Annotated in this window: 20 protein-coding genes and 1 pseudogene; 13 read left to right on the top strand and 8 right to left on the bottom strand. The window is 64.2% G+C overall.

Features of this window, described 5'->3' with window-relative positions; all coding sequences use genetic code 11:
- Nucleotides 1–112 precede the first annotated feature (112 nt).
- The 3 genes from PZL22_RS17710 to ispG all read left to right on the top strand — a co-directional run bounded on the left by PZL22_RS17710 (nt 113) and on the right by ispG (nt 3,596).
- Nucleotides 113–910 (top strand): DeoR/GlpR family DNA-binding transcription regulator, encoded by a 798-nt coding sequence (locus PZL22_RS17710; RefSeq protein WP_033049265.1) that lies wholly within the window; start codon nt 113–115, stop codon nt 908–910.
- A gap of 72 nt (nt 911–982) precedes the next feature.
- The gene (locus PZL22_RS17705) at nt 983–2,173 is read left to right on the top strand and encodes an MFS transporter (RefSeq protein WP_003535755.1); all 1,191 of its coding nucleotides are present in this window, start codon (nt 983–985) and stop codon (nt 2,171–2,173) included.
- A 169-nt stretch (nt 2,174–2,342) separates the two neighbouring features.
- Nucleotides 2,343–3,596: a flavodoxin-dependent (E)-4-hydroxy-3-methylbut-2-enyl-diphosphate synthase gene (gene ispG / locus PZL22_RS17700; protein WP_003535757.1), complete on the top strand. Its 1,254-nt coding sequence runs from the start codon at nt 2,343–2,345 to the stop codon at nt 3,594–3,596.
- Between the two features lie 9 nt (nt 3,597–3,605).
- Here the strand turns inward: ispG and PZL22_RS17695 are convergent.
- The 3 genes and pseudogenes from PZL22_RS17695 to PZL22_RS17685 form a co-directional block, all read right to left on the bottom strand.
- Nucleotides 3,606–4,246, bottom strand: a pseudogene (locus PZL22_RS17695) (LysE family translocator).
- Between the two features lie 567 nt (nt 4,247–4,813).
- Entirely contained in the window at nt 4,814–5,869 is a 1,056-nt protein-coding gene (gene hisC, locus PZL22_RS17690) for a histidinol-phosphate transaminase (protein ID WP_284718519.1), read from the bottom strand.
- Between the two features lie 4 nt (nt 5,870–5,873).
- Complete coding sequence (locus PZL22_RS17685) at nt 5,874–6,788, bottom strand: polyprenyl synthetase family protein (RefSeq protein ID WP_003535760.1); 915 nt, start codon at nt 6,786–6,788, stop codon at nt 5,874–5,876.
- Nucleotides 6,789–6,938: 150 nt separating this feature from the next.
- On the opposite strand from PZL22_RS17685, the gene mtgA reads away from it, so the two are divergent.
- The 3 genes from mtgA to rpmF all read left to right on the top strand — a co-directional run bounded on the left by mtgA (nt 6,939) and on the right by rpmF (nt 8,813).
- Nucleotides 6,939–7,727 carry a monofunctional biosynthetic peptidoglycan transglycosylase gene (mtgA, locus tag PZL22_RS17680; protein ID WP_003535762.1) on the top strand — a complete coding sequence of 263 codons (789 nt, stop codon included), beginning with the start codon at nt 6,939–6,941 and terminating at the stop codon, nt 7,725–7,727.
- A gap of 89 nt (nt 7,728–7,816) precedes the next feature.
- Nucleotides 7,817–8,464 carry a glutathione S-transferase family protein gene (locus PZL22_RS17675; RefSeq protein ID WP_003535763.1) on the top strand — a complete coding sequence of 216 codons (648 nt, stop codon included), beginning with the start codon at nt 7,817–7,819 and terminating at the stop codon, nt 8,462–8,464.
- Between the two features lie 163 nt (nt 8,465–8,627).
- Complete coding sequence (gene rpmF, locus PZL22_RS17670) at nt 8,628–8,813, top strand: 50S ribosomal protein L32 (RefSeq protein ID WP_003535764.1); 186 nt, start codon at nt 8,628–8,630, stop codon at nt 8,811–8,813.
- Nucleotides 8,814–8,886: 73 nt separating this feature from the next.
- Here rpmF and phaR read toward each other — a convergent pair whose 3' ends face one another.
- Nucleotides 8,887–9,465 carry a polyhydroxyalkanoate synthesis repressor PhaR gene (gene phaR / locus PZL22_RS17665; protein ID WP_003535770.1) on the bottom strand — a complete coding sequence of 193 codons (579 nt, stop codon included), beginning with the start codon at nt 9,463–9,465 and terminating at the stop codon, nt 8,887–8,889.
- Between the two features lie 222 nt (nt 9,466–9,687).
- Here phaR and PZL22_RS17660 point away from each other — a divergent pair, with 222 nt between their 5' ends.
- From PZL22_RS17660 to PZL22_RS17630, 7 genes are all read left to right on the top strand, one after another.
- Nucleotides 9,688–10,869, top strand: a complete 1,182-nt coding sequence (locus PZL22_RS17660) for an acetyl-CoA C-acetyltransferase (protein WP_003535771.1) — start codon at nt 9,688–9,690, stop codon at nt 10,867–10,869.
- 117 nt (nt 10,870–10,986) lie between these two features.
- Complete coding sequence (phbB, locus tag PZL22_RS17655) at nt 10,987–11,712, top strand: beta-ketoacyl-ACP reductase (protein ID WP_003535773.1); 726 nt, start codon at nt 10,987–10,989, stop codon at nt 11,710–11,712.
- A 689-nt stretch (nt 11,713–12,401) separates the two neighbouring features.
- Nucleotides 12,402–15,461 (top strand): helicase-related protein, encoded by a 3,060-nt coding sequence (locus PZL22_RS17650; RefSeq protein ID WP_164829012.1) that lies wholly within the window; start codon nt 12,402–12,404, stop codon nt 15,459–15,461.
- A gap of 9 nt (nt 15,462–15,470) precedes the next feature.
- Nucleotides 15,471–15,902 (top strand): Hsp15 family ribosome-associated heat shock protein, encoded by a 432-nt coding sequence (locus PZL22_RS17645; protein ID WP_003535776.1) that lies wholly within the window; start codon nt 15,471–15,473, stop codon nt 15,900–15,902.
- Between the two features lie 384 nt (nt 15,903–16,286).
- Nucleotides 16,287–16,625 (top strand): ferredoxin FdxA, encoded by a 339-nt coding sequence (fdxA, locus tag PZL22_RS17640; protein ID WP_003535779.1) that lies wholly within the window; start codon nt 16,287–16,289, stop codon nt 16,623–16,625.
- A 409-nt stretch (nt 16,626–17,034) separates the two neighbouring features.
- Nucleotides 17,035–17,604: a CarD family transcriptional regulator gene (locus PZL22_RS17635; protein ID WP_003535785.1), complete on the top strand. Its 570-nt coding sequence runs from the start codon at nt 17,035–17,037 to the stop codon at nt 17,602–17,604.
- Between the two features lie 418 nt (nt 17,605–18,022).
- On the top strand, nt 18,023–18,889 hold the full coding sequence (locus tag PZL22_RS17630) for an RNA polymerase factor sigma-32 (protein WP_027993196.1): 867 nt from the start codon (nt 18,023–18,025) through the stop codon (nt 18,887–18,889).
- A 154-nt stretch (nt 18,890–19,043) separates the two neighbouring features.
- Here PZL22_RS17630 and PZL22_RS17625 read toward each other — a convergent pair whose 3' ends face one another.
- From PZL22_RS17625 to thiB, 4 genes are all read right to left on the bottom strand, one after another.
- Complete coding sequence (locus tag PZL22_RS17625) at nt 19,044–20,555, bottom strand: M48 family metalloprotease (protein ID WP_003529768.1); 1,512 nt, start codon at nt 20,553–20,555, stop codon at nt 19,044–19,046.
- A 321-nt stretch (nt 20,556–20,876) separates the two neighbouring features.
- Complete coding sequence (thiQ, locus tag PZL22_RS17620) at nt 20,877–21,593, bottom strand: thiamine ABC transporter ATP-binding protein (protein WP_003529766.1); 717 nt, start codon at nt 21,591–21,593, stop codon at nt 20,877–20,879.
- A complete protein-coding gene (thiP, locus tag PZL22_RS17615; protein ID WP_268814685.1) occupies nt 21,590–23,221 on the bottom strand; it encodes a thiamine/thiamine pyrophosphate ABC transporter permease ThiP in 1,632 nt (543 codons plus the stop codon). The genes thiQ and thiP overlap by 4 nt, the downstream gene beginning before the upstream one ends.
- A 7-nt stretch (nt 23,222–23,228) precedes the next feature.
- Nucleotides 23,229–24,257: a thiamine ABC transporter substrate binding subunit gene (thiB, locus tag PZL22_RS17610; RefSeq protein WP_003529762.1), complete on the bottom strand. Its 1,029-nt coding sequence runs from the start codon at nt 24,255–24,257 to the stop codon at nt 23,229–23,231.
- Nucleotides 24,258–24,300: the final 43 nt, after the last annotated feature.

The following is a 24,300-nucleotide window of genomic DNA, read 5'->3' as shown; positions in this document are numbered from 1 at the left end:
CAAAACGCTTAGACGTGAAATGTTCCGTTGCGTGCCTGCGGTTTTGCGGCAGGCGGGATTGAAAGCCGCGCTCGGGAATGATAATCACGTTTCCATCGATTCATGCACGATTATGCACGGTTCCACGATGTCCACCGATCTGCTGCTGCGAGAGAGAAAGAGCCTGATCCAGGAGAGGCTGAGAACCGAGGGCCGGGTGCTCGCGGTCGATCTCGCCCGCGAATTCGGCGTGTCGGAAGACACGATCCGCCGCGACCTGCGCGAGATGGCCGCCGCCGGCCTTTGCGAGCGCGTCTATGGCGGAGCGCTGCCGGTTGCGCCCGACGCAGGCTCGCTTGTGGCCCGGATATCCCGCGCGCCCGAACGCAAGGCGGCGCTGGCGCGGGCTGCCGTCGCCTTTCTAAGGCCGCGCATGACCGTGTTCCTCGACGCCGGCTCCGCCAATCTGGCGATTGCGCAGGCAATCGGACCGGACCTCTCCGCGACGATCATCACCAATACGCCGCCGATCGCCGCGGCCTTGATGGAGAAGCCGGGCATCGAGGTCATTCTGGTGGGCGGGCCGCTGAACCGCGCTGTCGGCGCGGCGGTCGGTGCGCGGGCGCAGCGCGATGCCGAGCTCTTGCGGCCCGATCTCGCGATTCTCGGAACCTGCGGTGCGGATGCCGAAGCAGGGCTGACCGCGTTCCACTTCGAGGATGCGGAATTCAAGCGGCTGATCGCTTCCAGGAGCAGCGCCCTGCTTGCGGCCGTCACGACCGACAAGCTCGGTACCGCAGCACCGCATACGGTGGTCGCCATAGACGGTGCCTGCACGCTCGTTCTCGAGGCGAATGCGCCGGAAGCCGAGGTCGCGGCCTTCACGGCGCGGGGGGCGAACGTCGTTCTCGCGAAGGAGCCTATCCGGTGATCCGCGATCCCGACGGCAATCTCATCGAAATCACCAATTGAGCCGGACGATCCGGCAGCGGAAGGTTAACCCATGGATCAGCGCACAGATTCCGCCCCGAAAGCCGTTGGCCGGCAGGGCTATATGTCGAAAAACCGGCTTGCCGTGTCTCTCCTGTTTCTGATGAACGGCTTCGTCACCGGAAGCTGGGCGCCGAAAATCCCGGAGTTCAAGGAGCGGCTCGGCATCGGCGAGAGCGTTCTCGGTCTTCTCATCCTCGGTTTCGGCATCGGCTCGCTGGTGCTGATGCCGATTGCCGGCGGCTTCATCGCCCGTCTCGGCTCGCAGAAGGTGGTCAAGGTCACGGCGATCATCCTTTCACCGCTGCTTCTCCTTCTGACGCTCCTGCCGAATCTGTGGACGGCAGCACTCGGCATGTTCCTGCTGGGTGGCTTCGTCGGCGCGATGGATGTGGCCATGAACGCCAATGCCGTCGAGGTCGAGAAGTCGATGCGCCGTGCCATCATGTCCTCGTGCCACGCCTATTGGAGCCTCGGCGGGCTGATCGGCGCGGGGATCGGCGGCTTTCTGATGGCGCGCTTCGGCGTGCTGCCGCATGCGATCGTCGTCACCTGCCTGTGTCTTGCGATACTCGCGGTTGCCTGGCCGATGATCCTTGCCGACCGTCCGCATCCTGCGGCAACCAGAGAGAAGCTCAGGCTGCCGATGACACCGCTGCCCTGGCTGATCGGCATCATGGCCCTTTTCTCGATGGTGCCCGAGGGTGCCGTTCTCGACTGGGGTGCGCTTTATCTGAAGGATGAACTCGGCGCCTCCGTCGAGCTTTCGGGCTTCGGTTTTGCCGCCTTCTCGGCGACCATGGCGGCGATGCGCTTTGCCGGCGATCACGTGCGCGACCGGCTCGGCGCCACTCTGACCTTGCGCATCTGCACCGTGACCGCTCTCGCCGGCATGGTGCTGGCCGGTCTCGCTCCCAATGCCGTTCTCGCGATCCTCGGTTTTGCGCTTGCAGGCATCGGCATATCCAACATGGTGCCGATCGCCTTTTCGGCCGCCGGCAATATGCCGGGTCTGCAGCCGGGCATAGGGTTGTCGGTCGCGACCACCATGGGCTATTCCGGCATGCTGTTTGCGCCCTCATTGATCGGCTTCATCGCGGAACACAGCGGCTTCGCGATCATCTTCGCCTGCGTTCCCGTGCTGTTCATCGTGGTGCTCCTGCTTTCGCATCACGCCGTTCACGCGGATCACAGCAAGGGGTGATCGTCGTTTGGGCGGATGAGGGGCAGTCGCGCAGCCGCTGCCATCAATTCGCCGTCAGCGCGTGATGTTGCCGTTGACAAGCGGGCGTTCCTTCGCCACCTGAAGTGAAAGTTCCCGGGCGGTCCGTGCGCGTTCCGCTCTGCAGCAACGGACCCAAGAAGAGGCCTTCATGTCTTCTGCCTTCGATTTCGAGCCACAGCCGCGCCGCGCCTCGGTCGCCGTCGATGTCGGCGGCGTGATTGTCGGCGGCGGTGCTCCGGTCGTCGTCCAGTCGATGACGAACACCGATACGGCCGATATCGATGCGACGGTCGCGCAGGTGGCCGCACTCCACAAGGCAGGGTCGGAGCTGGTGCGCATCACGGTCGACCGCGACGAGAGCGCCGCGGCCGTGCCGAAGATCCGCGAGCGGCTCCTGCGCCTCGGCATTGACGTGCCGCTCGTCGGCGATTTTCACTATATCGGCCACAAGCTGCTCGCCGATCATCCGGCCTGCGCCGAGGCGCTTGCGAAATACCGCATCAATCCCGGCAATGTCGGCTTCAAGGACAAGAAGGACAAGCAGTTCGCCGAAATCATCGAAATGGCGATCCGCTACGACAAGCCTGTGCGGATCGGGGTGAACTGGGGCTCGCTCGACCAGGAGCTCCTGACGCGGCTGATGGACGCGAACCAGGCGAATGGCTCCCCTCTGACGGCACAACAGGTGATGCGCGAGACGATCGTGCAGTCGGCGCTTCTCTCGGCGGAACTTGCCGAGGAGCTGGGCCTGCCGCGTAGCCGCATCATCCTGTCCGCCAAGGTTTCGGGCGTGCAGGATCTGATCGCCGTCTATGCGATGCTCGCCGCGCGTTCCAACCATGCGCTTCATCTCGGCCTCACCGAGGCGGGCATGGGCACCAAGGGCATCGTCGCCTCTTCCGCCTCGCTCGGCATCCTGATGCAGCAGGGCATCGGCGACACCATCCGCATTTCCCTGACGCCCGAGCCCGGAGGCGACCGCACGCGCGAGGTGCAGGTGGCGCAGGAGCTTCTGCAGGTGATGGGCTTCCGTCAGTTCATTCCGGTCGTCGCGGCCTGTCCGGGCTGCGGCCGCACCACCTCGACCGTGTTCCAGGAACTCGCCCAGAAGATCCAGGAGGATATCCGCGCGAGCATGCCGGTCTGGCGTGAGAAATATCCGGGCGTCGAGGCGCTGAAGGTCGCCGTGATGGGCTGCATCGTCAACGGCCCCGGCGAGAGCAAGCATGCCGATATCGGTATTTCGCTTCCCGGAACCGGCGAAATGCCGGCCGCACCCGTATTCATCGACGGGCAGAAGGCGCTGACGCTGCGCGGGCCGAAGATCGCCGAGGACTTTCAGCTGCTCGTCGCCGATTATATCGAGAAACGCTTCGGCCACGGCCAGGCGGCGGCGGAGTAGTATCGAGGATCAGAGCCGTGCCGTCAGCAGCTTGAAGCCCGCAAAGGCGAAGAAGCCGGCCATCAGGCTCTCGATGATCCGCCGCGATTTCAGATAGGCGCGATGCACCGGCGCGAGCGAGAAGACGATCGCGAAGCCGCAGAAGATCACGAGGCCGATCAGCATGCAGCCGCCGATGAAGGCGGCCGTGACGCCGACCGGCGCTCCCTCCGGCATCCCGAGCGAGACCAGCATGATCCAGGCGAAGATCGCCTTCGGATTGGTCAGGTGGATCCCGAGACCTTTGAGGTAAAGCTTCTTCAGCGAGGAAGTCGGGGGAACACGAAGGGCGGACGGTTGGGCGTCGCCCTGCATCGCCGCTCTGAGCGCGTTATAGGCAAGCCAGAACAGATAGCAGGCGCCGGCGATCTTCAGGACGATGATCGCCTGGCCATAGGTCCGGATGAGGGCCGACAGGCCGGAAGCCGTCAGCATCGCCCAGGTGTAGCTGCCGCTCAGCACGCCGAAGGCGAGCGCCAGGCCCGCGCTTCTCCCCCGGCTGACCGAGGTCGCGATGATCCCAGAACCGCTGGCCCCGGCGAAGCAACGGCGATGATATAAGCTGTCCACGCGACGAGGAGCTGCGGCAGATAGGGCGTGAGGTCGAGCATGACGGCGTCCGATTGTCCTTGCGGACGGGACAGTAGCCGAGGCTTCAGTTGATGCCAAAGGGGTGCGCGATGCGCCGAGCGCGAAGAAACGGCCGGTATGTTTTTGGCTTGCCCTCATCCGGTCTGCCGGCCACCTTCTCCCCGCAAGCGGGGCGAAGGAGATTCGCGGTGAAGCGTTGCCCAAGTCCCCTCTCCCTGCCTGCGCTAGGGCATATACGCACCTGATCCTCTCGCGGAATCCGTTGCCATGGGGAGAAACCGGCGGGCTCTCGCTTCCAGTGATGCGGTCTGCCGACGGCATCGTTTGGGATAGGTGAAGGTCAAGCCGCTTGTCGTCTCCCCCACAAGGGGGGAGAATATATGCGGCGAGCTCTCGCCTCCACTTCTGCGTTCTGTCCGTGGCATCGTTTAGGCATGCGAAGGTCAAACCGTTTATCGCATACCCATGGCAACGGCTCCCGCCGGAGGAGCAGATATGCATATGCCATAGCCGGCCTGCCAGGAGAGGGTTGGTCCTCGGGTTAAACCCGAGGAGAGGGGCGAAACGCGCCGTTCGCCGTTCGACCCTCACAGAACCTCGTCGAGCGCCGCGACCAGCTTGGCGCATTCCGCGTCGGTGCCGATGGTGATGCGCAGGAAATCCGCGATTCGCGGCTTGGCGAAATGGCGGACGATCACAGCCCTTTCGCGCAGTTTCGCCGCCAGCGTCTGGCCCGCATGTCCGGGGTGGCGGGCGAAGACGAAGTTTGCCTGTGACGGCAGGACCTCGAAGCCGCGCTTTTCGAGTTCGCTCGTCAGCTTCGCCCGCGAGGCGATGATCTTGCCGCGGGTCGCCTCGAACCACGCCTCGTCCTCGATCGCGGCCGTTGCACCCGCCTGGGCGGCGCGTCCGAGCGGATAGGAGTTGAAGCTGTCCTTGACGCGCTCCAGCGCCTCGATCAGCGGCCGCTGGCCGATCGCGAAGCCGACGCGCAGGCCGGCCAGCGCGCGTGACTTCGAGAAGGTCTGAACGACGAGCAGGTTGTCGTATTTCGGAACGAGCGCGATTGCGGATTCGCCGCCGAAATCGATATAGGCCTCGTCGATCACCACCGGCTGACCGGGATGCTCGGCGACCAGCCTTTCGATCTCGGCAAGCGGCAGGCCGATGCCGGTCGGGGCGTTCGGGTTCGGCAGGATGACCGCGCCCGAGGGCCGGCGATAATCGGCGATGTCGATGCGGAATGCGGCGTCGAGCGGCACCTCCACCGCCTCGATGCCGAAAAGGCCCGCATAGGTCGTGTAGAAGCTGTAGGAGATGTCCGGAAAAAGCAGCGGCCTGTCGTGCTTCAGCAGCGCCGCGAATGTGTGTGCCAGGACCTCGTCGGAACCGTTGCCGACGAAGACTTCGCCGACCGATACCTCGTGGCGCGCGGCGATCGCCTCCCGCAGTCCGAGAGCGACCGGATCCGGGTAGAGCCGGAGATTCGTGTCTGCGGCCGCCCGGATCGCCTCCAACGCCCTTTCCGAGGGGCCATAGGGGCTCTCGTTGGTGTTGAGCTTGACGAGATCGGCCATGCGCGGCTGTTCACCGGGGACGTAAGCTTTCAGCGCGGCAACGATCGGCGACCAAAGTTTGCTCATGAGCTCAGTTCCTGCGATTGGCGATGAAGCGGGCGGTCTCGGCAAGGATCGCCGAGCGTGGCCCGTAAGGTTCGAGCAGGCCTTCCGCCTCGGCCACCAGGCTTTCGAGCCGGCGCTCGGCCCAGGGCTGGCCGTGCAGGGAGACAAGCGTGCCCTTCCCCCGTGCGGCATCCTTGCCGGTCGCCTTGCCGACGATTGCTGCATCGGCGGTGAGGTCGAGCAGGTCGTCGGCAAGCTGGAAGGCGAGGCCGATCTTCTCCCCGAAGGCGCGCAGCCGTCGGCGGTCCTCTGCCGGCGCATCGGCGATGATCGCGCCCGCCTCGCAGGCGAAGCGGATGAGGGCGCCTGTCTTCATCGACTGCAAGAGGACGATGCCCGCTTCGTCGGGGGCGCTCTTTTCGGCGGCTAGGTCGAGCGCCTGACCGCCGGCCATGCCGCCATGCCCCGCGGCGCGCGCGAGCGCCAGCACGAGCGTCGTCTTCTGACGGTCGGAGAGCGCCGTTTCCGGCGCCGCGACGATGTCGAAGGCGAAGGTCAGCAGGCTGTCGCCCGCAAGGATCGCCGTCGCCTCGTCGAAGGCGACGTGCACCGTCGGCTTTCCGCGGCGCATGTCGTCGTCGTCCATGGCCGGGAGGTCGTCATGGACGAGCGAATAGCAGTGGATGCATTCGAGCGCGGCGCCTGTTCTGAGCGCCGCTTCCGCATCGCCGCCGAGGAGGGCCGTGCTTTCGGCGACGAGAAAAGGCCGCAGCCGCTTGCCGCCGTTGAGCACGCCATGGCGCATGGCTCCGAGCAGGTTTGCCGGGCGGGCGATTTCGCCCGTGCCCACGGCCGGGCCGAGCAATGTCTCGAGCAGCGCTTCGACCGCGACCGCGTTGGTCTTGAGGCGCGCCGGAAAGGATGATCTCTCGTCTTTCATAGAGGCTCTTTGACACGCGGCGGAGCGGCTTTCAACGGGCTTTGGCGTCGCAGCGCACAGGGCCGGTCCGGGGATGACGGCGCTGCAGAGCCTTGCCTTTTGCGAGAAAGGCCGTTCAACTTTCGCTCGCCATCGCATATGAGAGGGTGAATGGGACAAGAGGCGGGCGGAAAAGAGGTGGACGGACGGGGCGTGGAGATCGTTTCGGAAGAACGCGAGGAGGCGGAGTTGCCCGCCGGTCGCTGGACGGCCACGCGCAGGACCTGGCGCTCGCGGCGGCGTCGGCTCGTTCTCATCGTCCTCTCCGTTCTCATCCTGCCCTATGCCCTGATCGGCCTCTATCTCTTGGAGTTCATTCACCCGGTTTCGACACTGATGCTGCGCGACCTCGTGCTGCTGCGCGGCTATGACCGGCAGTGGGTGGAATTCGACGACATCGCGCCGGTGCTCGTCCAGTCGGTGATGATGTCGGAGGACGGGCAGTTCTGCGCCCATGCCGGCATCGATTGGGCGCAGATGCGCGGCGTCGTCGAGGATGCGCTCGACGGCGAACAGACGCGCGGCGCCAGCACGATCCCGATGCAGACGGTCAAGAACCTGTTCCTCTGGAACGGCCGTTCCTTCGTGCGCAAGGCGATGGAAGTGCCGCTCGCGATCGCGGCCGATTTCGCCTGGAGCAAGCGGCGCCTGATGGAGATCTACCTGAACGTCGCCGAATGGGGCGAGGGCATATACGGGATCGAGGCCGCCGCCCGGCATCATTTCGGCGTTTCGGCGGCGAAGCTTTCGCGCCGCCAGGCCGCTCTCCTCGCCGTCTCGCTGCCCAACCCGATCGATCGCACTGCCGGCAAGCCGGGGCGTGGCCTGCGGCGTCTCGCTGCGGTGATCGAACGCCGGGCCGGCCGCTCCGGCGGTTATATCACGTGCCTTTATGATTAGGATGAAACCAATTCATTGGTTCGCCGGCCGCTGATGTGGCAAGGCTGCGTTTGTATCTCGCATGAGCGAACCCAGTCGGAGACAGGATCATGGCCAAGCTCGTCCTCTATGTCGGCAACAAGAACTATTCGTCCTGGTCGCTGCGGCCCTGGCTCGCCCTCACGGCCGGCGGAATTCCGTTCGAGGACGTCGTCGTTCCCTTCGATTTTGCAGCCGGAAATCCGCGTTTTCACGAAATCTCGCCCACGGGCCGCGTTCCCGTTCTTCATCACGGCGAGATCCGCATATGGGAATCGCTCGCGATCATCGAATATGTCGCGGAGCTTTTCCCGGATGCGGGTCTCTGGCCGGAGGACCGCGCGGATCGTGCCCGTGCGCGCAGCTACTCCATGGAGATGCTCTCCGGCTTCCGGGCGCTGCGCGGCGCCTGCCCGATGAACATCCGCCGTCCGAGCAAGGCGATCGCTCTGCCGGACGGCGTCGTCGAGGACGTGGCACGGATCGAGACGATCTGGCGGGAGTCGCTCGCGCAATCAGGAGGGCCGTTCCTTTTCGGCCGGTTCACCGCGGCCGACGCGATGTTCGCCCCGGTCGTCAACCGTTTCGAGACCTATGAGCTCGTGACGGACCCGGCGACGCTCGCCTATATGGACGCCGTCAAGGCGCATCCGGCCTTCCGCCAATGGGAGGAGGCGGCGAGAGCCGAAACATGGATCGTACCCGAGGACGAGGCCTGAAGCGGATCGGGGCTTCCCGCGCCCGAGTCGAAAATTTGCGCGCGGGGACTGGTCAAAGTGCGGTTCGACATGTATAAGCGCGCGAAATTCCGAGATCGACATCTGTTTGACCCGGCCATTTTCGGCTGCTGAACAGTGTTTTGCCCGATAAGTGGAGAATGAAATGGCTGTACCGAAAAGAAAAACGAGCCCGTCCAAGCGTGGCATGCGCCGTTCCGCTGACGCCCTCAAGGCTCCGACCTACATCGAAGACAAGAACTCCGGCGAACTGCGCCGCCCGCATCACATCGACCTGAAGACCGGCATGTATCGCGGCCGCCAGGTCCTGACGCCGAAGGAAAACGCATAAGCGTTTCCGCCTGCGGATGAAGTTCGAAGGGTCGGCATTGCCGGCCCTTTTTCTTTGGTGGATCGAGGGGTGATCAGCCCAGATTATCCAGTTTCGTCTGAAGGGCGCGGAGCTGTTCCTTCAGTTCGTCGATGTCCTTCGCCTCGGCCTTCCTGGTTTCCTTGGCCGGCGGGGCGGCCATGAAGGGCGAAAACATCTGCATGGCCTGATGGAACATTTCGGTGTTGCGCCGGACCTGTTCCTCGACAAGCTGCAGCGGCACCTTCAGGTTCTTGCCGATCGGCGTATCGCCGAAGGCCTTGGTGATCTGCTCTCGCATCTGCGCCTGCTGTTCGGTGAAGGCCTGCATCGAGTGCTCGAGATAGCTCGGTACGACCATCTGCATCTGGTCGCCATAAAAGGAGATCAACTGGCGGAGAAAGGAAATCGGCAGGAGCGTGTTGCCGGTCTTCGACTCCTGTTCGAAGATGATCTGCGTCAGCACGGAATGGGTTATGTCTTCGCCGGACTTGGCATCCTGAACTATGAAGTCCTCGCCCCTCTTCACCATGACAGCCAGGTCGTCGAGGGTCACGTAAGTGCTCGTACCGGTATTGTAGAGTCGCCGGTTCGCGTATTTCTTGATAACGATCTGGCCTTCGTTTTTCCCCATCAGGGTCTCCTCTTACCCATGGTCCCGTCTTTATTGTATTTTTCAGAGTATCCGCAAAAGAGCGCCACTGACAATCTCTTTGTGCAATGCGGCGACGCAGGTGCGAAGGAGCGCCGACAAGCGACCGTGAAGCTTTTGCGGCAGTGCAACTAGCCGTTTGACTCGCGCTCCTCCCTTTGCCAGTCTGCCTCCATCAGGCAAAGCAAATATGAGGAACGTCCCATGAGCAATCCCTCGATCGTCATCGCCAGCGCGGCTCGCACGGCCGTCGGCTCCTTCAACGGCGCCTTCGGCAATACTCCCGCGCACGAACTGGGTGCGGCCGCCATCAAGGCGGTGCTGGAGCGGGCTGGCGTCGAAGCGGGCGAGGTGGACGAGGTGATCCTCGGTCAGGTGCTGCCGGCGGGCGAGGGGCAGAATCCTGCGCGGCAAGCGGCGATGAAGGCCGGTCTCCCGCAGGAAAAGACCGCCTGGGGCATGAACCAGCTTTGCGGCTCGGGCCTGCGCGCCGTAGCGCTCGGCATGCAGCAGATCGCAACCGGCGATGCGAAGGTCATCGTTGCCGGCGGCATGGAGTCGATGTCGATGGCGCCGCATTGCGCGCACCTGCGCGGCGGCGTGAAGATGGGCGACTACAAGATGATCGACACGATGATCAAGGACGGCCTGACGGATGCCTTCTACGGCTACCACATGGGCATCACCGCCGAGAACGTTGCGCGGAAATGGCAGCTGACGCGCGAGGAACAGGACGAATTCGCGCTTGCCTCCCAGAACAAGGCGGAAGCGGCCCAGAAGGCCGGCCGTTTCGCCGACGAGATCGTGCCTTTCGTCGTGAAGACGCGCAAGGGCGACGTAAACGTGGATCAGGACGAGTACATCCGCCACGGTGCCACGCTGGATTCGATCGCAAAGCTCCGCCCGGCCTTCGACAAGGAAGGTACCGTGACCGCGGGCAACGCTTCGGGTCTCAACGACGGTGCCGCCGCGGCGCTCTTGATGACCGAGGCCGAGGCGGCCCGGCGCGGCATCCAGCCGCTTGCCCGCATCGTCTCCTGGGCCACGGCAGGCGTCGACCCGCAGATCATGGGCACCGGCCCCATCCCCGCATCGCGCAAGGCCCTCGAAAAGGCCGGCTGGTCGGTCGCCGATATCGAGCTCGTGGAGGCGAACGAGGCTTTCGCGGCTCAGGCCTGCGCCGTCAACAAGGACCTCGGCTGGGATCCTTCGATCGTCAACGTCAATGGCGGAGCGATCGCCATCGGCCATCCGATCGGTGCCTCCGGTGCCCGCGTGCTGAACACGCTTCTTTTCGAAATGAAGCGGCGCGGCGTCTCCAAGGGGCTTGCCACCCTGTGCATCGGCGGCGGCATGGGCGTCGCCATGTGCGTGGAACGCCTGTAACCGGCCTCCCGCGATGCGGGCAAGTTTCGGATCAGATGATGCACATCAGCGGCCCGGGCTCGCCGGGCTGCAGGGGTGTGCTTTTGCAAATTTGACTTAACCGAGTGGGAGGCGAGTATGAGCAGGGTAGCACTGGTAACGGGCGGATCCCGCGGCATTGGCGCTGCGATTTGCGTGGCGCTGAAGGCTGCGGGCTACAAGGTGGCCGCAAACTATGCCGGAAATGACGAGAGGGCCAAGGCCTTCGAGCAGGAAAGCGGCATTCCCGTCTACAAATGGGACGTATCGAGCTATCAGGCCTGCGTCGATGGCATCGCCAGGGTCGAGGCCGACCTCGGACCGGTCGACATCCTCGTCAACAATGCCGGCATCACCCGTGACGCCATGTTCCACAAGATGACGCCGGAACAGTGGGGCGAAGTGATCGGCACCAATCTCACCGGCGTCTTCAACATGACGCATCCGCTGTGGTCGGGCATGCGCGACCGCGGCTTCGGCCGTATCGTCAACATCTCGTCGATCAACGGCCAGAAGGGGCAGATGGGCCAGGTGAACTATTCCGCCGCCAAGGCCGGCGATCTCGGCTTGACCAAGGCGCTGGCCCAGGAAGGGGCGGCGAAAGGGATCACCGTCAACGCGATTTGCCCCGGCTATATCGGCACCGAGATGGTGCGCGCCGTTCCGGAAAAGGTGCTCAACGAGCGGATCATTCCCCAGATACCCGTCGGACGCCTCGGCGAGCCGGAGGAAGTGGCACGCTGCGTCGTGTTTCTCGCTTCCGACGACGCGGGCTTCATCACCGGCTCGACGATTTCGGCCAATGGCGGCCAGTACTTCGCCTGAGGCATGGTGCCCTCGGCTTTCCGGCGCCCTTCGGGGCGCCGGATTCGTTTCGGCCCTGGCACTAGATATTGTGGTGAACGAAAGGGGAAAACGTTCCCGCCGGCGAGTCGGCGTTGCTCTGCCCCGGCAGGAGGCGGGTGCCTGTGAAGCGATTCCTATTTCCGGACTCGGCCGATCGGCAGCGAATCCCGTTAAAATTTTTCAATCTTTCCAGACTCTTGGATTCGGAATCCTTTGCGTGGTCAACGGCCGCAATGACGCCAAACGAAGCCGATCGGCAACTTCTGAGGGGTGATCCTCCCTTGGATTCAGCATATGGTGCGTAACTAGATGTTGAAATCTATATATAGCCGTGAACATAAAGTGAATCAGCGGGAGTCAGCGATTCGTCTCTGATTCGTTCCGTCGCTGTTCCAGAATCCTGAACGAGAGTTCTAAGGGGAGGCGCAAGATATGGTTGCCGATTGGCGTATTTATTCCCCGTGAACCCTTGCGTTTGGCACGTCGCATAGGCATCTGTTTCCCGCCGGAGCATGAAAGCGCGCCGGCTCTCAGTGCGTGTTCCATAAATCGGAGCCGTTTTACGGATAATACATACGGAAAATCAGCACTGCAGCGAGCTTCGCGCGACCAAAAGAAGTGCGGCGCTGCAGAGACTGCCCGGGATCGAGACCTTGTCCTTTCAATCCATGATCCTGAGCGGCCGCGGCGTGACCGCGGTGCTCGGACCCACCAACACCGGCAAGACCCATTATGCGATCGAGCGCATGATCGCGCATGACAGCGGCGTCATAGGGCTTCCGCTGAGATTGCTCGCGCGCGAGGTCTACACCCGTCTCGTGGAGAAGGTCGGTCACCACAATGTCGCGCTGATCACGGGCGAGGAAAAGATCGCGCCGCATCGCGCCCGTTACTCGGTCTGCACGGTGGAGGCGATGCCGCGCGAGACGACGGCCTCCTTCGTGGCGATCGACGAGGTTCAGCTCGCAGGCGATCTCGAACGCGGCCACATCTTCACGGACCGGATCCTGCACCTGCGCGGCCGCGGCGAGACGCTGCTGCTCGGCGCCGCGACGATGCGGCCGATCCTCGAATATCTGCTGCCCGGCATCACCGTCGTCGAGCGGCCGCGCATGTCGCAGCTTGTCTATGCCGGCTCCAAGAAAATCACCCGCCTGCCGAACCGCTCGGCAATCGTCGCCTTTTCGGCCGACGAGGTCTATGCGATCGCGGAGCTCATCCGGCGCCAGCGCGGCGGCGCGGCCGTCGTACTGGGCGCGCTTTCGCCGCGAACCCGCAATGCGCAGGTGGCACTCTATCAGGAGGGGGACGTCGACTATCTCGTGGCGACCGACGCGATCGGCATGGGGCTGAACCTCGACGTCGATCATGTCGCCTTCGCTCAGGACCGGAAGTTCGACGGCTACCAATACCGTAACCTCAATCCGGCGGAGCTCGCCCAGGTCGCAGGGCGCGCGGGCAGGCATGTCCGGGACGGGACCTTCGGCGTGACCGGACGCGTCGATCCGTTTGACGAGGACCTGGTGCACCGCATCGAATCGCATGAGTTCGACCCTGTCCGGGTGTTGCAATGGCGCTCCAAGGCGCTCGACTTTTCTTCGCTGAAGGCACTGAGAAAGAGCCTCGAGGCCGCACCGGCGGTATCGGGCCTGGCGCGGGCGCTCCCGGCCGTCGATCAGCAGGCGCTCGAGCATCTGACCCGCTACCCGGAGATCGTCGACGTCGCCACGGCGTCCGAGCGCGTCGAGAAGCTCTGGGAAGCCTGCGCGCTCCCGGATTATCGCCGCATCACGCCGGCCCAGCATGCGGATCTGATCTCGACCATCTATGCCGACCTCGTTCGCCATGGCACGGTCAACGAGGATTTCATGGCCGAACAGGTCCGGCGCGCCGATCATACGGACGGCGAAATCGACACACTTTCGGCGCGAATTGCGCAGATCAGGACCTGGACCTATGTATCCAACCGGCCCGGGTGGCTTGCCGATCCGACACACTGGCAAGAAAAGACGCGCGAAATCGAAGATCGATTGTCCGACGCGCTACATGAAAGGTTGACGAAACGCTTTGTTGATCGCAGGACATCTGTGCTCATGAAGCGCCTGAGAGAGAATGCGATGCTGGAAGCAGAAATCAGTGTGAATGGTGATGTCTTCGTCGAGGGACACCATGTGGGTCAGCTAGCCGGTTTCCGGTTCACGCTCGCCGCGGGCAGCGAGGGAACGGACGCGAAGGCCGTTCAGGGTGCCGCCCATAAGGCGCTCGCGCTGGAATTCGAAGCGCGCGCCGCTCGTCTCCATGCGGCCGGCAACGGCGACCTGGCCCTGTCGTCGGACGGTCTCGTCCGTTGGCTCGGCGATCCGGTCGCGCGGCTCACGGCGAGCGACCACGTCATGCGTCCCCGCGTCATCCTGCTTGCCGACGAGCAACTCCAGGCCAATGCCCGCGAACACGTGCTGGCGCGGATCGAGCGTTTCGTGAACCATCACATCAGCACGGTGCTGAAGCCTCTGGACGACATTTCGCGCGCCGAGGATCTCGAGGGTCTCGCCAAGGGTCTCGCCTTCCAGATCGTCGAGAATCTCGGCGTGCTCTTCCGTCGCGACGTCGCCGAGGAGGTGAAGTCGCTCGATCAGGAGAGCCGCGCGTCGATTCGCAGATACGGTGTACGCTTCGGCGCCTACCACATCTTCCTCCCCGCGCTTCTGAAGCCGGCTCCGGCGGAGCTGATCACGCTTCTCTGGGCGCTGAAGAACGACGGGCTGGACAAGCCCGGCTACGGCGAGCTCATCCCGATGCTTGCTGCCGGCCGCACCTCCGTCGTCACCGATCCGTCCTTCGAGCGGACCTTCTACAAGCTCGCGGGCTTCCGGTTCCTCGGCAAGCGCGCGGTGCGGATCGATATCCTGGAGCGGCTTGCCGATCTCATCCGTCCGCTCCTGCAGTGGAAGCCGGGGACATCGCCGCGTCCTGAAGGCGCCTATGACGGCCGCCGTTTCGTCGCGACGACGTCGATGTTGTCCATTCTCGGGGCAACGCCCGATGACATGGAGGAAATCCTCAAGGGTCTCGGCTATCGCGCGGACGCCGTGACGGCCGAGGAGGCGGCAGCTTTCCTGGCAAGCCAGAATGGGGAGACGGCGCCTGCCGAAGAGGCCGGTGCGAGTGTAGCGGATGCGGGGAGCGTCGAGGCTGAAGCCGCGGATGCGCCGACCGCAGAGACGGAAGCCACCGGAACCGCGGCTGCCGAGGCGCCGGCCGCGCCGGCTGCAGAGACGGAAGCCGCCGATACCGCAGCTGCCGAGACGCAGGCCGCGCCGGCGGGCGACGATGCGGCGGCACCGGCTGAGCCGGAAGCCCCGGCTGAAGCCAAGCCGGTGCTCCTGTGGCGTCCGGGCACCCGCCAGGACAATCAGCGACAGGGCGGTCGCCAGGGCGAACAGCGCCGAGGCGGCCAGCGCCATGGCCAGACCGAAGGCCGCGAGGGCGGCCGCAGGCAGGCCCCTCATGGCAAGTCGCAGGGCAAGCCCTGGGAAGGCAAGCCGCAGGAGGGCAAGGGGTCCGAAGGAAGGCCGGGCGGTCAGCGAAAAGACCGCGGCGACCGGCACGATCGAAACAAGTCGTCTCCTCCCAAGTTCGAAGGGCGCCCGCCCCGCAAGGAAAAACCGATCGATCCGGATTCACCTTTCGCCAAGCTCGCTGCTCTGAAGGAGCAGATGAAGAAGTAGGTCAGACCCATGGAAAAGCAGCCGCCGTCCGCCCCTGCAATGCGCCAGCGGCTCGACAAGTGGCTGTTCTTCGCCCGGCTGATCAAATCGCGCTCGCTCGCCCAGAAGGCGATAGAGGCGGGTCATGTGGCGGTCAACGGCAAGCGTGAGACGCAATCGTCCGCCCAGATCAAGGCCGGCGACATGCTCGAGGTATCGCTGGAGCGGCGCGATCTCGTCGTGCGCGTGCTGCTGCCCGGGTCCCGCCGCGGCCCCTATGAGGAAGCGCGCCTGCTCTACGAGGATCTGACTCCCGCCGTGCCCGCCGGCAGGCCCACGCTTTTCGAGCAGGCGACGCGCGACCGCGGAGCGGGGCGGCCGACAAAGCGGGACCGCCGCGAGACGGACCGCTTGCGGCCGGGACCGGACCGCTTGCGGCCGGGGGACCTGGAAGACGACTGATTTTCAGACATTGGACCCGGCGCCGTACACTGTCGGAGGCGGCCTGCAGCCGATTTCGGCACGCCCGTCCCGAGGCTGGAAAACTGTGCCCCCACAGGGGCAAATCGCGCATGGATAATTCTTGCAAAGGCCCGTCAAAGCCTTTACGTGACAAGCAACGCTACAGTGCCGAACGCCCCGTTCGAGGGGCGAAGGTTGGTGTAGCAGCTTGAACCGATGTGTGGTTTCACCGGATCGATTCCGATTCACGAAGCCATGCAGAGGATGGCATTCGGGTCTGCCTCGGCAGCTATGCGCGCCGGACATGCCTAGCATGCGCGGGCGATCGAGTATCACCGTTGATTGCCGTCTGCCATCAAATGTGAGCATTGGCTGGAGTACCTCATGACGTACGTCGTGACCGATAACTGCATTCGCTGCAAGTACACGGACTGCGTTGAAGTCTGCCCGGTGGATTGTTTCTATGAGGGGGAGAACTTCCTCGTCATCCACCCGGATGAATGCATCGACTGCGGCGTATGCGAGCCGGAATGTCCCGCGGGCGCAATCAAGCCCGATACCGAGCCGGGCCTCGATATGTGGTTGAAACTGAACGCGGAATTTTCCACACAGTGGCCGAACATCACCGTCAAGCGCGACCCGCTGCCGGAGGCCAAGGAGATGGATGGCGTAGAAGAAAAATACGAGAAGTATTTTTCTTCCGAACCGGGACAGGGCGACTGAGGCGGGTTTCGGCCGCTCGGTTCGTCACGGCTGACGGACGACAGATGGCGAGGCCGGAAAGCTGGGGAAATCCCGCCGGCACTTCGCGCTTGCGAGCGTGGCGACTTGATCGTTGCCGTGCAGCAAATTATTGATTTCCGCTCTTTTTTGTGATAGTTTTCATACACTGATCCACAGAGGGTGCTTTTGCGCGCCCGAAAACCAGCACGAAAGCACACGATCTCCGCCGCGCGGCACTTTTGAGATATGCAACGGCCCGTTGCTTGTGACTGCGCCATAAGAGCTTGTTTGCGTTTCGTTGGAGGACCAGGTGGACCCACCCGGCGGTATCTCCGTCTATCCCGGGCCTGACTGACCCGGCCCCGGCCCCTGTGAGGGCCGGGTGCGCACTAGGGAGTGTTTGAAACGAATGACCACCCAGCAGAAGAAATCTTCAACGCGCCAAGGCTTCAAGACCGGTGAATCGATCGTTTACCCGGCCCATGGCGTTGGCCAGATCGTCGCGATCGAGGAGCAGGAAGTCGCGGGCATGAAGCTCGAACTCTTTGTCATCGACTTCGAGAAGGACAAGATGCGTCTCAAGGTGCCGGTGGCGAAGGCTGTGGGCATCGGCATGCGTAAGCTGTCCGAAACCGATTTCGTCGACCGCGCGTTGAAGGTCGTGCAGGGCAAGGCGCGCGTGAAGCGGACCATGTGGTCGCGCCGCGCTCAGGAATACGATGCCAAGATCAATTCCGGCGATCTCATTTCCATCGCGGAAGTCGTACGCGACCTCTATCGCGCCGAGAACCAGCCGGAACAGTCCTATTCCGAGCGCCAGCTCTATGAAGCCGCGCTTGACCGGATGGCGCGCGAAATCGCTGCCGTGAACAGGATGTCGGAAACTGAGGCCGTTCGCCTTGTCGAGGCCAATCTCAACAAGGGCCCGAAGCGCGGCAAGGCTATCGAAGAAGACGACGCACAGGACGAAGCCGCTTAAGCACTCCTTGCGTAAAATCAGAAAAGCCCGGCTCCAAAGGCCGGGCTTTTTTGTTGCCGTATGTTCCCAAGCTGAGCGCCCGATTGCACGAGAAGGCGAGAGCCGGGCGCGGCGCAGCCGCGTTACAATCGGTGGGGCGTATAGCGGCGGGATCCACAATCAAAAATCGCGCCCGCCCGCGGAACTTTTCGCGCCCGCGCACGTTTAACACTCCCGGCAGGGAGGCCTTCGCCTGTGCTGCCGAGCGATCTTGGCCCCGTGATTTCCTCACGCCTCAGGTTCGTATTCTTCCATCTAGGGCGCCCTGTCATTTCGTCAACCAGCGCCATCCGTCCCCGTTGCCGAACGCCGCAAGAGAGCGCTCGGCGTTTGGAGTTCAATCGTGAAATGGCGCTTGCCGCCAGCTACGGAGCAATCGATGAAGACCCTCACAGCAGACAGGCGTATGATCAAGATTGCCATGGAAGCGCCCTATCTCGAGCGGGATGAGGAACATGCGCTCGCACAGGCCTGGCGGAACGATAACGACCAGGAGGCGCGCAACAAGATCGCAATGTCGCACATGCGTCTGGTGATTTCGATGGCGGCGAAGTTCCGCAGTTTCGGACTGCCCATGGGAGATCTCGTGCAGGAGGGGCATATCGGGCTGCTGGAAGCCGCAGCGCGTTTCGAGCCGAGCCGGGAGGTGCGTTTCTCGACCTATGCCACGTGGTGGATCCGCGCATCGATGCAGGACTACGTGCTGCGCAACTGGTCGATCGTACGCGGCGGCACCAGTTCGGCGCAGAAGGCCTTGTTTTTCAATCTGCGCCGGTTGCGCGCGAGGCTCGCCCAGGGGGACAGGCAACTGACCTCGCAGGCGATGCACGAGGAGATCGCCGCGGCTCTCGGTGTCAGCCTTGCCGACGTGCAGACCATGGATGCGCGCCTTTCCGGAAACGACGCGTCGCTGCAGGCGCCGATCGGCGGCGGCGACCCGGATGCCGGCGCCCGGCTGGACTTCCTGGCGAGCGAGGCACCTCTGCCCGACGAGCAGGTGAGCGATCTGATCGACGGCGAGCGCGCCCGCCGATGGCTGCAGGTCGCGCTCGGAGAGCTCAGCGAGCGTGAAATGAAGATCATTCGCGCCCGCCGCCTGACGGAGGATGGCGCCACGCTGGAGGAGCTCGGCGTCGCGCTTGGAATATCGAAGGAGCGCGTGCGGCAGATCGAGACGCGCGCACTCGAAAAACTTCGTGCGGCTCTCACCGCCAAGGCGCCGGCGCTGACGGCGGCGATGCATTGAAGCGTAAGGCTTCGCGAGGTCATTTGCCCCTCATCCGCATGCCGGCACCTTCTCCCCGCAAGCGGGGCGAAGGGACGAGCCTTGGGCTCGCCAGTTCTCCATTGAGAGGCGAAGCGGCACCGCGAGTCCGATGAGAGGCAGCCCCTGCGCCGCCTCACTCCGAAATGATCTTCACCTTGTCGCCGGGTCTGACGGTCGATGTGATCTGCATCGCATTGATCAGCCGGAAAAGATCGAGCTTGCGGTCTGTACCCATCATGCGGGCCGCAAGGGTCGCGATCGTATCGCCGGACCTGACCGTGACCACCCGGACGCGCAGCGGCTTCAACGACTGGACCTCGCCGGACGTCATGCGGCGGAAGGAGGTTCGCAACTGGTTTGCCGTCGGCTCGAGTGCGCTCGAGCCCTTCGGAACGGCCGTCAGGAAGCGGTAGATGCGCTCGCCGAACCTGATCACCGTGACATCGAAATCCCAGCGGTCGGCCGATGCGCGCGCCGTTGCGGCCTCGAGGCCGTTGACGGTGATCGGGCGGATCGTATCGGGCTTGAGGCCCGTTACCCAGCCGCTGGCGATGTAGTCGGTCAGGCTGCGCCGGCTCGTGTCGGCGATGCCGTCGAAACGAATGGCGACCTCGCCCGCCCCGGTGGCAAGCACCGCCTCGGCCTTGTTGTCGATCTGGAAGCCGGTGGGCACGTCGAAGCGTATGCCGAGCTGGCCATGCAGGAAGGTCTGTCCGCGGACATAGCCCTCCTGCGGGCTGTCGCCATAGAGGATACCGTCGATGCCGGCGAGATAATAGTCGCGCCCGCGGTCGCCGCTCGTCCCCTCGGGGCCGAAGGCACGGGCATGCCGGCGCGCGAGATCGACGCGCTGCGGCGCGTTGGGGTGGCTCGACAGGAAGTCCAGACTCTGGTCCGCCTCCGGATCGACCGCGCTGAAGCGGCTATAGGCGGCCATGGAATCGAGGAAGCGCGCTGCCGCATAGGGGTCGTATCCGGCCTCGCCCAGCATGCGGACGCCGATCACGTCGGCCTGCAGTTCCTGATTGCGCGAGAAGGCGGCAAGGCGCAGCTTGCCGCGGGCAAGCGCCTGCTTCCCGGCAAGGTCGGAGGAAAGCACCTCGGACACGACACGGCTGGCGATCACCTCCGCTTCCTCGCGCTGCTGGCGCTGGATGCCGTGATTGGCCGTCACATGCGCCATCTCGTGCGAGAGTACGGCGGCCACTTCCGAGGCGTCGTTGGCGAGCGCCAGCAGACCCCGCGTCACGTAGAGATAGCCGCCCGGAAGCGCGAAAGCGTTGATTGCCGGCGAGTTGAGGATGGTGATGCGGTAGGATTGCTGCGGGTTTTCCGAAACGGCGGTCAGGGCGCCGGTGATCCGGGCGACCAGCCGCTCGGTCTTGGCGTCGCGGTATTCTCCGCCGTAGCTCGCCACGATGCGCGGATGCTCGCGCGCGCCGAGTTGGGCCCGCGGGTCGTTCTTCTGCACTTCCTCGACGATCTGCGGATTGGAGGATGGCGAAACGGTGGGCTCGTAGGTCTGCTCGATCACGGATTGGCAGCCAGCGATCAGCGTCGTGGCAGCCAATGCGACCAGCGCTCGTGCGCGCACGGCTCCATGCCGCCGCGGAAACCAGCCATTCATGACTGCCTGCCTTATCATGCCTCAGCCCGTCCCCATCCGCCGGTGCGACCCGCGGCTCGAAGCCATTCATCGCAATCGGCGAAAAGTCCTACTTTTTCAGCCGGATGCGGTGCACCGGCGCGGGTGTTTCAGCCAGGATTCTGCTGTATCCGATTTCAGCGCCGCCTGCCTAGCCGACCCCAGTAGAAATAGTTGCCCCGTGGTATCGCAGCAACGGATGCGCGAATTTTGCGAGATACCCGCTGGTGTCTCCCGCGCCTCGCACGGCGCGGCGGTCAAATTGTGGCGTCCGGCGAATTTAGTTCGCCCGGCGTCGGATCGGCCGCCGCGAACAATACGTCATCCTTCGTTGCCGAGGAACCGGTTGATCGCAGCGATGTCGCGGCGCCCGAGGAACCGATCGACTTCATCATGGGCGACAATCCGGCCCCGGTCGAGAAAAAGAACGCTGTCGGCGAGCGCCCTCACGTCATCGGGATGATGTGTGATCATCAGTATCGTGTTGCCTTCCTCCTCGTGCAGATCGCTGATGAGTGCCCGCATCTCGGCGCGCATGCCGGGGTCGAGCGCGGCGAAAGGCTCGTCGAGCAGGAGGATCGGGCGGTGCCGCACGAAGGCGCGCGCGAGCGCGACCCTCTGGCGTTCGCCGCCTGAAAGCGTCGGCGGCAGGCGCTTGCCAAAACCGGCGAGCCCGACCCGGGCCAGTGCATCCTCCACTTTCGTGCGGTCGGCCGCATCCAGCCGCAGCGCCGGGCTGATGCCGAAGCCGACATTGGTGGCGACGTCGAGATGTGCGAAGAGGTTATGTTCCTGGAATATGATCGAGACCGGCCGTTCCGCCGGCGCCCGACCGGTCATTTCCTCGCCGAGGATGCGGACTTCCCCGCGCCCCGGTTGCTCGAAGCCGGCGATGATGTTGAAGAGCGTCGACTTGCCCGAGCCGGAGGCGCCGGCCACGGCGACGATCCGCTTCGCGGGAACCGCGCAGTCGAAGGCGAGCGTCGTCGTTTCGAAGCTTATCTCGACGCTCTTGACGGCGAGAGCGGTGGAACTCATGTGCTTTTACCTTCGGGCGGCCTCTCCTCTCCCGCCGTGCCGAGCACCGTCAGGACAAGGCAGAGAAGGCCGAGAACCAGCGCCAGTCCGGCCGCATCCGCGGTGCGATAGCTGCCCATCCGGCTATAGAGCAGATAGGGGAGGGTTACCATGTCCTCGGAGCCGAAAAGAGCGACTGCTCCCAGATCGCCGAGCGAGAGGGCCATGGCAAAGGAAAAGGCGACAAAGAGAGGCTTGCGCAGGCCCGGCCAGTCGATCCACAGCAGGCGGTGAAAGCCGCCGATGCCAAGGCTCGCGGCAAGGCGCGCGGTGCGCGCGGCATGCGTCGCCATGGCCGGCGCGAGCACCCGGTGAACGAAGGGAAGCGCCATCAGCGCATTGATGGCGACGACGACGGCCGGCGCGAAACGGGCGACGTCGCCGAAAGGTCTCAGGAGCAGGAACCATCCGGCGCCGAGCACGACGGGAGGCACGAGCAGTATGAAGGAGGTGCTCGCGCCGATCGTGCCTGCAAAGAGGCGAGGCGCCGCTCCGGGGCGCCGCTGCGCCAGCGCGAGCCGTTCGGTACGGATCATCAGCGCCGCGATGGCGACGGAGATCGTGGCGGAGACAAGGGCGATCGTCGCGCTCATGGCGAGCGCCCGATGGAATGCCGGCTCGCTCACGAGACGGACGAGGTCGGCCTTCGATCCGCTATAGGCGATGGCCGCAAATGGCAGGCCGACGAGGATGACCGCGAGTATCAGCCAGATCCGGTCGGCAAGCCGCGACAGACCGCTTGCGCCGTCGAAACGCCGGATGGCCCTGCCGCTGGTCTCTCCCTCCAGCGGCGCCGGCGCGATCAATTTCAGGACGAGAAGCAGCGCTCCGGTAAGGGCGACCTGAAGTGCCGAAAGGGCGATCGCCCGCGGCGGGTCGAAGTCGAAGCGCAGCGCCTGATAGATCGCCACTTCGATCGTGCTGGCGGCCGGCCCGCCGCCAAGCGTCAGCACGAGCGTGAAGCTGGTGGCGCAGAGCATGAAGATGAGCCCGGCGATGCCGGGAAGCAATCCGCGGATAACCGGCCACTCGATGAAGCGAAAGATGGCGAAGGATCCCATGCCGAGATTGGCGCTGGTGCGCCAGTATTCGGCCGGAATGCGCTCGATGCCGGCAAGCATCAAGCGTGCGGCGAGCGGCATGTTGAAGAAGACATGGGCAATGAGAATGCCGGAGAGGCCATAGATGCTGACCGGCTGCTCCAACCCGGCTGCCGAAAGCACCCTGTTCAAGAGCCCCTGCCGGCCCCAGATTTCGATGAGCCCGAGTGCGGCGACGAGCGCCGGCAGGCCGAGTGGCAGCGCCAGAAGCCGCAGCACCCAGATGCGGCCGGGGAACGAAGCCTGGCGGGCAAGTGCCCGGGCAACCGGTATGGCGAATAGGATGGCAAGAAGTGTCGAGAGGCTGGCCTGCAGCAGCGTGAAGCGTGTGATGCGCCAGATATAGGCATCGAAAAGCGGACCACCGCCGGCGCTGCCGGCCGACTGTCCAAGCAGTGCCGCGCCGGCGAGGCCGACGAAAAGCAGGATGCCGCCGAGGGCGAAGGCCCCGGCGGCGATTGTCATTCTGCTTTCCTTTGTGCCGGACAATCCGGCCTCAGTTCCGGCTCATGGCGGCCAGCCATTCGTCGATCCAGGCCTTGCGGCTGGCGGCGACCTCCCCGGAGGGAATGAGGAACGTCTTTTGCGGGTCGACGAGCTTGCCGAAGGCTTCCGGCAGCGGTTCCTTGGTCGCCGTCACCGGCATCATCCAGTTGGTCGTCGGGATGATCGACTGGAATTCCGGACCGATCATGAAGGTCAGGAAGTTCCGGGCGAGTTCCGGGTCCTTTGCGTTCTTCGTCAATGCGGCGACTTCGATCTGGATATAGTGGCCTTCGGCGAAGGGGGCCGCCTGGTAGCGCTCGGTGTTCTCCGCGACCATGTGATAGGCAGGCGAGGTGGTGTAGGAGAGAACCATCGGCGCCTCGCCCTTTGTGAAGAGACCATAGGCTTCCGACCAGCCCGGCGTGACCGTCAGCACGCGGTCCTTGAGCTTCGCCCAGGCCTCTCCGGCCTTGTCGCCATAGACCGACTTCACCCAGAGCAGGAGGCCGAGGCCGGGGGTTGAGGTCCGCGGGTCCTCGATGACGATCTTCTGCGACGGATCGCCCTCGACCAGTTCCTTGAGGCTCTTCGGTGGGTCCTTCAGTGCCTCTGTGTCGTAGACAACGGCGAAATGGCCGTAGTCATAGGGTATGAAGGTGTCGTCGGAGAAGCCGCCCGGAACCTTGACGGAAGCGGTATCGGCGCCGTGCGGTGCGAAGAAGCCGGTCGCCTTCGCCTCCGCCACCAGATTGGTGTCGAGGCCGAGTACGATGTCGGCCTTGGAACCCTGACCTTCGAGCTTCAGCCGCGTCAGGAGTTCGACCCCGTCGGCGACCCCTACATAGTCGACCTTGCAGTCACAGGTCTTCTCGAACGCTTCCGCCACCTTGGCGCCCGGCCCCCATTCGGTGATGAAGCTCTCATAGGTATAGACCGTCAGCGTTTTTTCCGCGGCCGCCGCGCTCACGGAAAATGCCGCGATCGAAGCGGCGGCGATCGCAAGCCGGCCAAGGATTTTTCGATGGAGTGAACTGGACATTCTGGCACCTCTCCCTTTGTTGTTGCTGCAATGGGAAAAGCGC

Source organism: Ensifer meliloti (assembly GCF_030064585.1).
GTDB lineage: Bacteria > Pseudomonadota > Alphaproteobacteria > Rhizobiales > Rhizobiaceae > Sinorhizobium > Sinorhizobium meliloti.
Note: the sequence above shows the minus strand (reverse complement) of the source record. Positions and strands in the feature narration are given on the sequence as shown.

What these genes read in the sequence shown, in the direction of transcription:
- PZL22_RS17625 (WP_003529768.1), bottom strand. Translation starts at nt 20,555, where the DNA reads ATGATAAGGCAGGCAGTCATGAATGGCTGGTTTCCGCGGCGGCATGGA.
- ispG (WP_003535757.1), top strand. Translation starts at nt 2,343, where the DNA reads ATGTCTTCTGCCTTCGATTTCGAGCCACAGCCGCGCCGCGCCTCGGTC.
- mtgA (WP_003535762.1), top strand. Translation starts at nt 6,939, where the DNA reads ATGGGACAAGAGGCGGGCGGAAAAGAGGTGGACGGACGGGGCGTGGAG.
- PZL22_RS17660 (WP_003535771.1), top strand. Translation starts at nt 9,688, where the DNA reads ATGAGCAATCCCTCGATCGTCATCGCCAGCGCGGCTCGCACGGCCGTC.
- thiQ (WP_003529766.1), bottom strand. Translation starts at nt 21,593, where the DNA reads ATGAGTTCCACCGCTCTCGCCGTCAAGAGCGTCGAGATAAGCTTCGAA.
- phbB (WP_003535773.1), top strand. Translation starts at nt 10,987, where the DNA reads ATGAGCAGGGTAGCACTGGTAACGGGCGGATCCCGCGGCATTGGCGCT.
- PZL22_RS17645 (WP_003535776.1), top strand. Translation starts at nt 15,471, where the DNA reads ATGGAAAAGCAGCCGCCGTCCGCCCCTGCAATGCGCCAGCGGCTCGAC.
- thiB (WP_003529762.1), bottom strand. Translation starts at nt 24,257, where the DNA reads ATGTCCAGTTCACTCCATCGAAAAATCCTTGGCCGGCTTGCGATCGCC.
- phaR (WP_003535770.1), bottom strand. Translation starts at nt 9,465, where the DNA reads ATGGGGAAAAACGAAGGCCAGATCGTTATCAAGAAATACGCGAACCGG.
- PZL22_RS17650 (WP_164829012.1), top strand. Translation starts at nt 12,402, where the DNA reads ATGATCCTGAGCGGCCGCGGCGTGACCGCGGTGCTCGGACCCACCAAC.
- hisC (WP_284718519.1), bottom strand. Translation starts at nt 5,869, where the DNA reads ATGAGCAAACTTTGGTCGCCGATCGTTGCCGCGCTGAAAGCTTACGTC.
- PZL22_RS17675 (WP_003535763.1), top strand. Translation starts at nt 7,817, where the DNA reads ATGGCCAAGCTCGTCCTCTATGTCGGCAACAAGAACTATTCGTCCTGG.
- PZL22_RS17635 (WP_003535785.1), top strand. Translation starts at nt 17,035, where the DNA reads ATGACCACCCAGCAGAAGAAATCTTCAACGCGCCAAGGCTTCAAGACC.
- rpmF (WP_003535764.1), top strand. Translation starts at nt 8,628, where the DNA reads ATGGCTGTACCGAAAAGAAAAACGAGCCCGTCCAAGCGTGGCATGCGC.
- PZL22_RS17710 (WP_033049265.1), top strand. Translation starts at nt 113, where the DNA reads ATGCACGGTTCCACGATGTCCACCGATCTGCTGCTGCGAGAGAGAAAG.
- PZL22_RS17685 (WP_003535760.1), bottom strand. Translation starts at nt 6,788, where the DNA reads ATGAAAGACGAGAGATCATCCTTTCCGGCGCGCCTCAAGACCAACGCG.
- PZL22_RS17630 (WP_027993196.1), top strand. Translation starts at nt 18,023, where the DNA reads ATGAAGACCCTCACAGCAGACAGGCGTATGATCAAGATTGCCATGGAA.
- PZL22_RS17705 (WP_003535755.1), top strand. Translation starts at nt 983, where the DNA reads ATGGATCAGCGCACAGATTCCGCCCCGAAAGCCGTTGGCCGGCAGGGC.
- fdxA (WP_003535779.1), top strand. Translation starts at nt 16,287, where the DNA reads ATGACGTACGTCGTGACCGATAACTGCATTCGCTGCAAGTACACGGAC.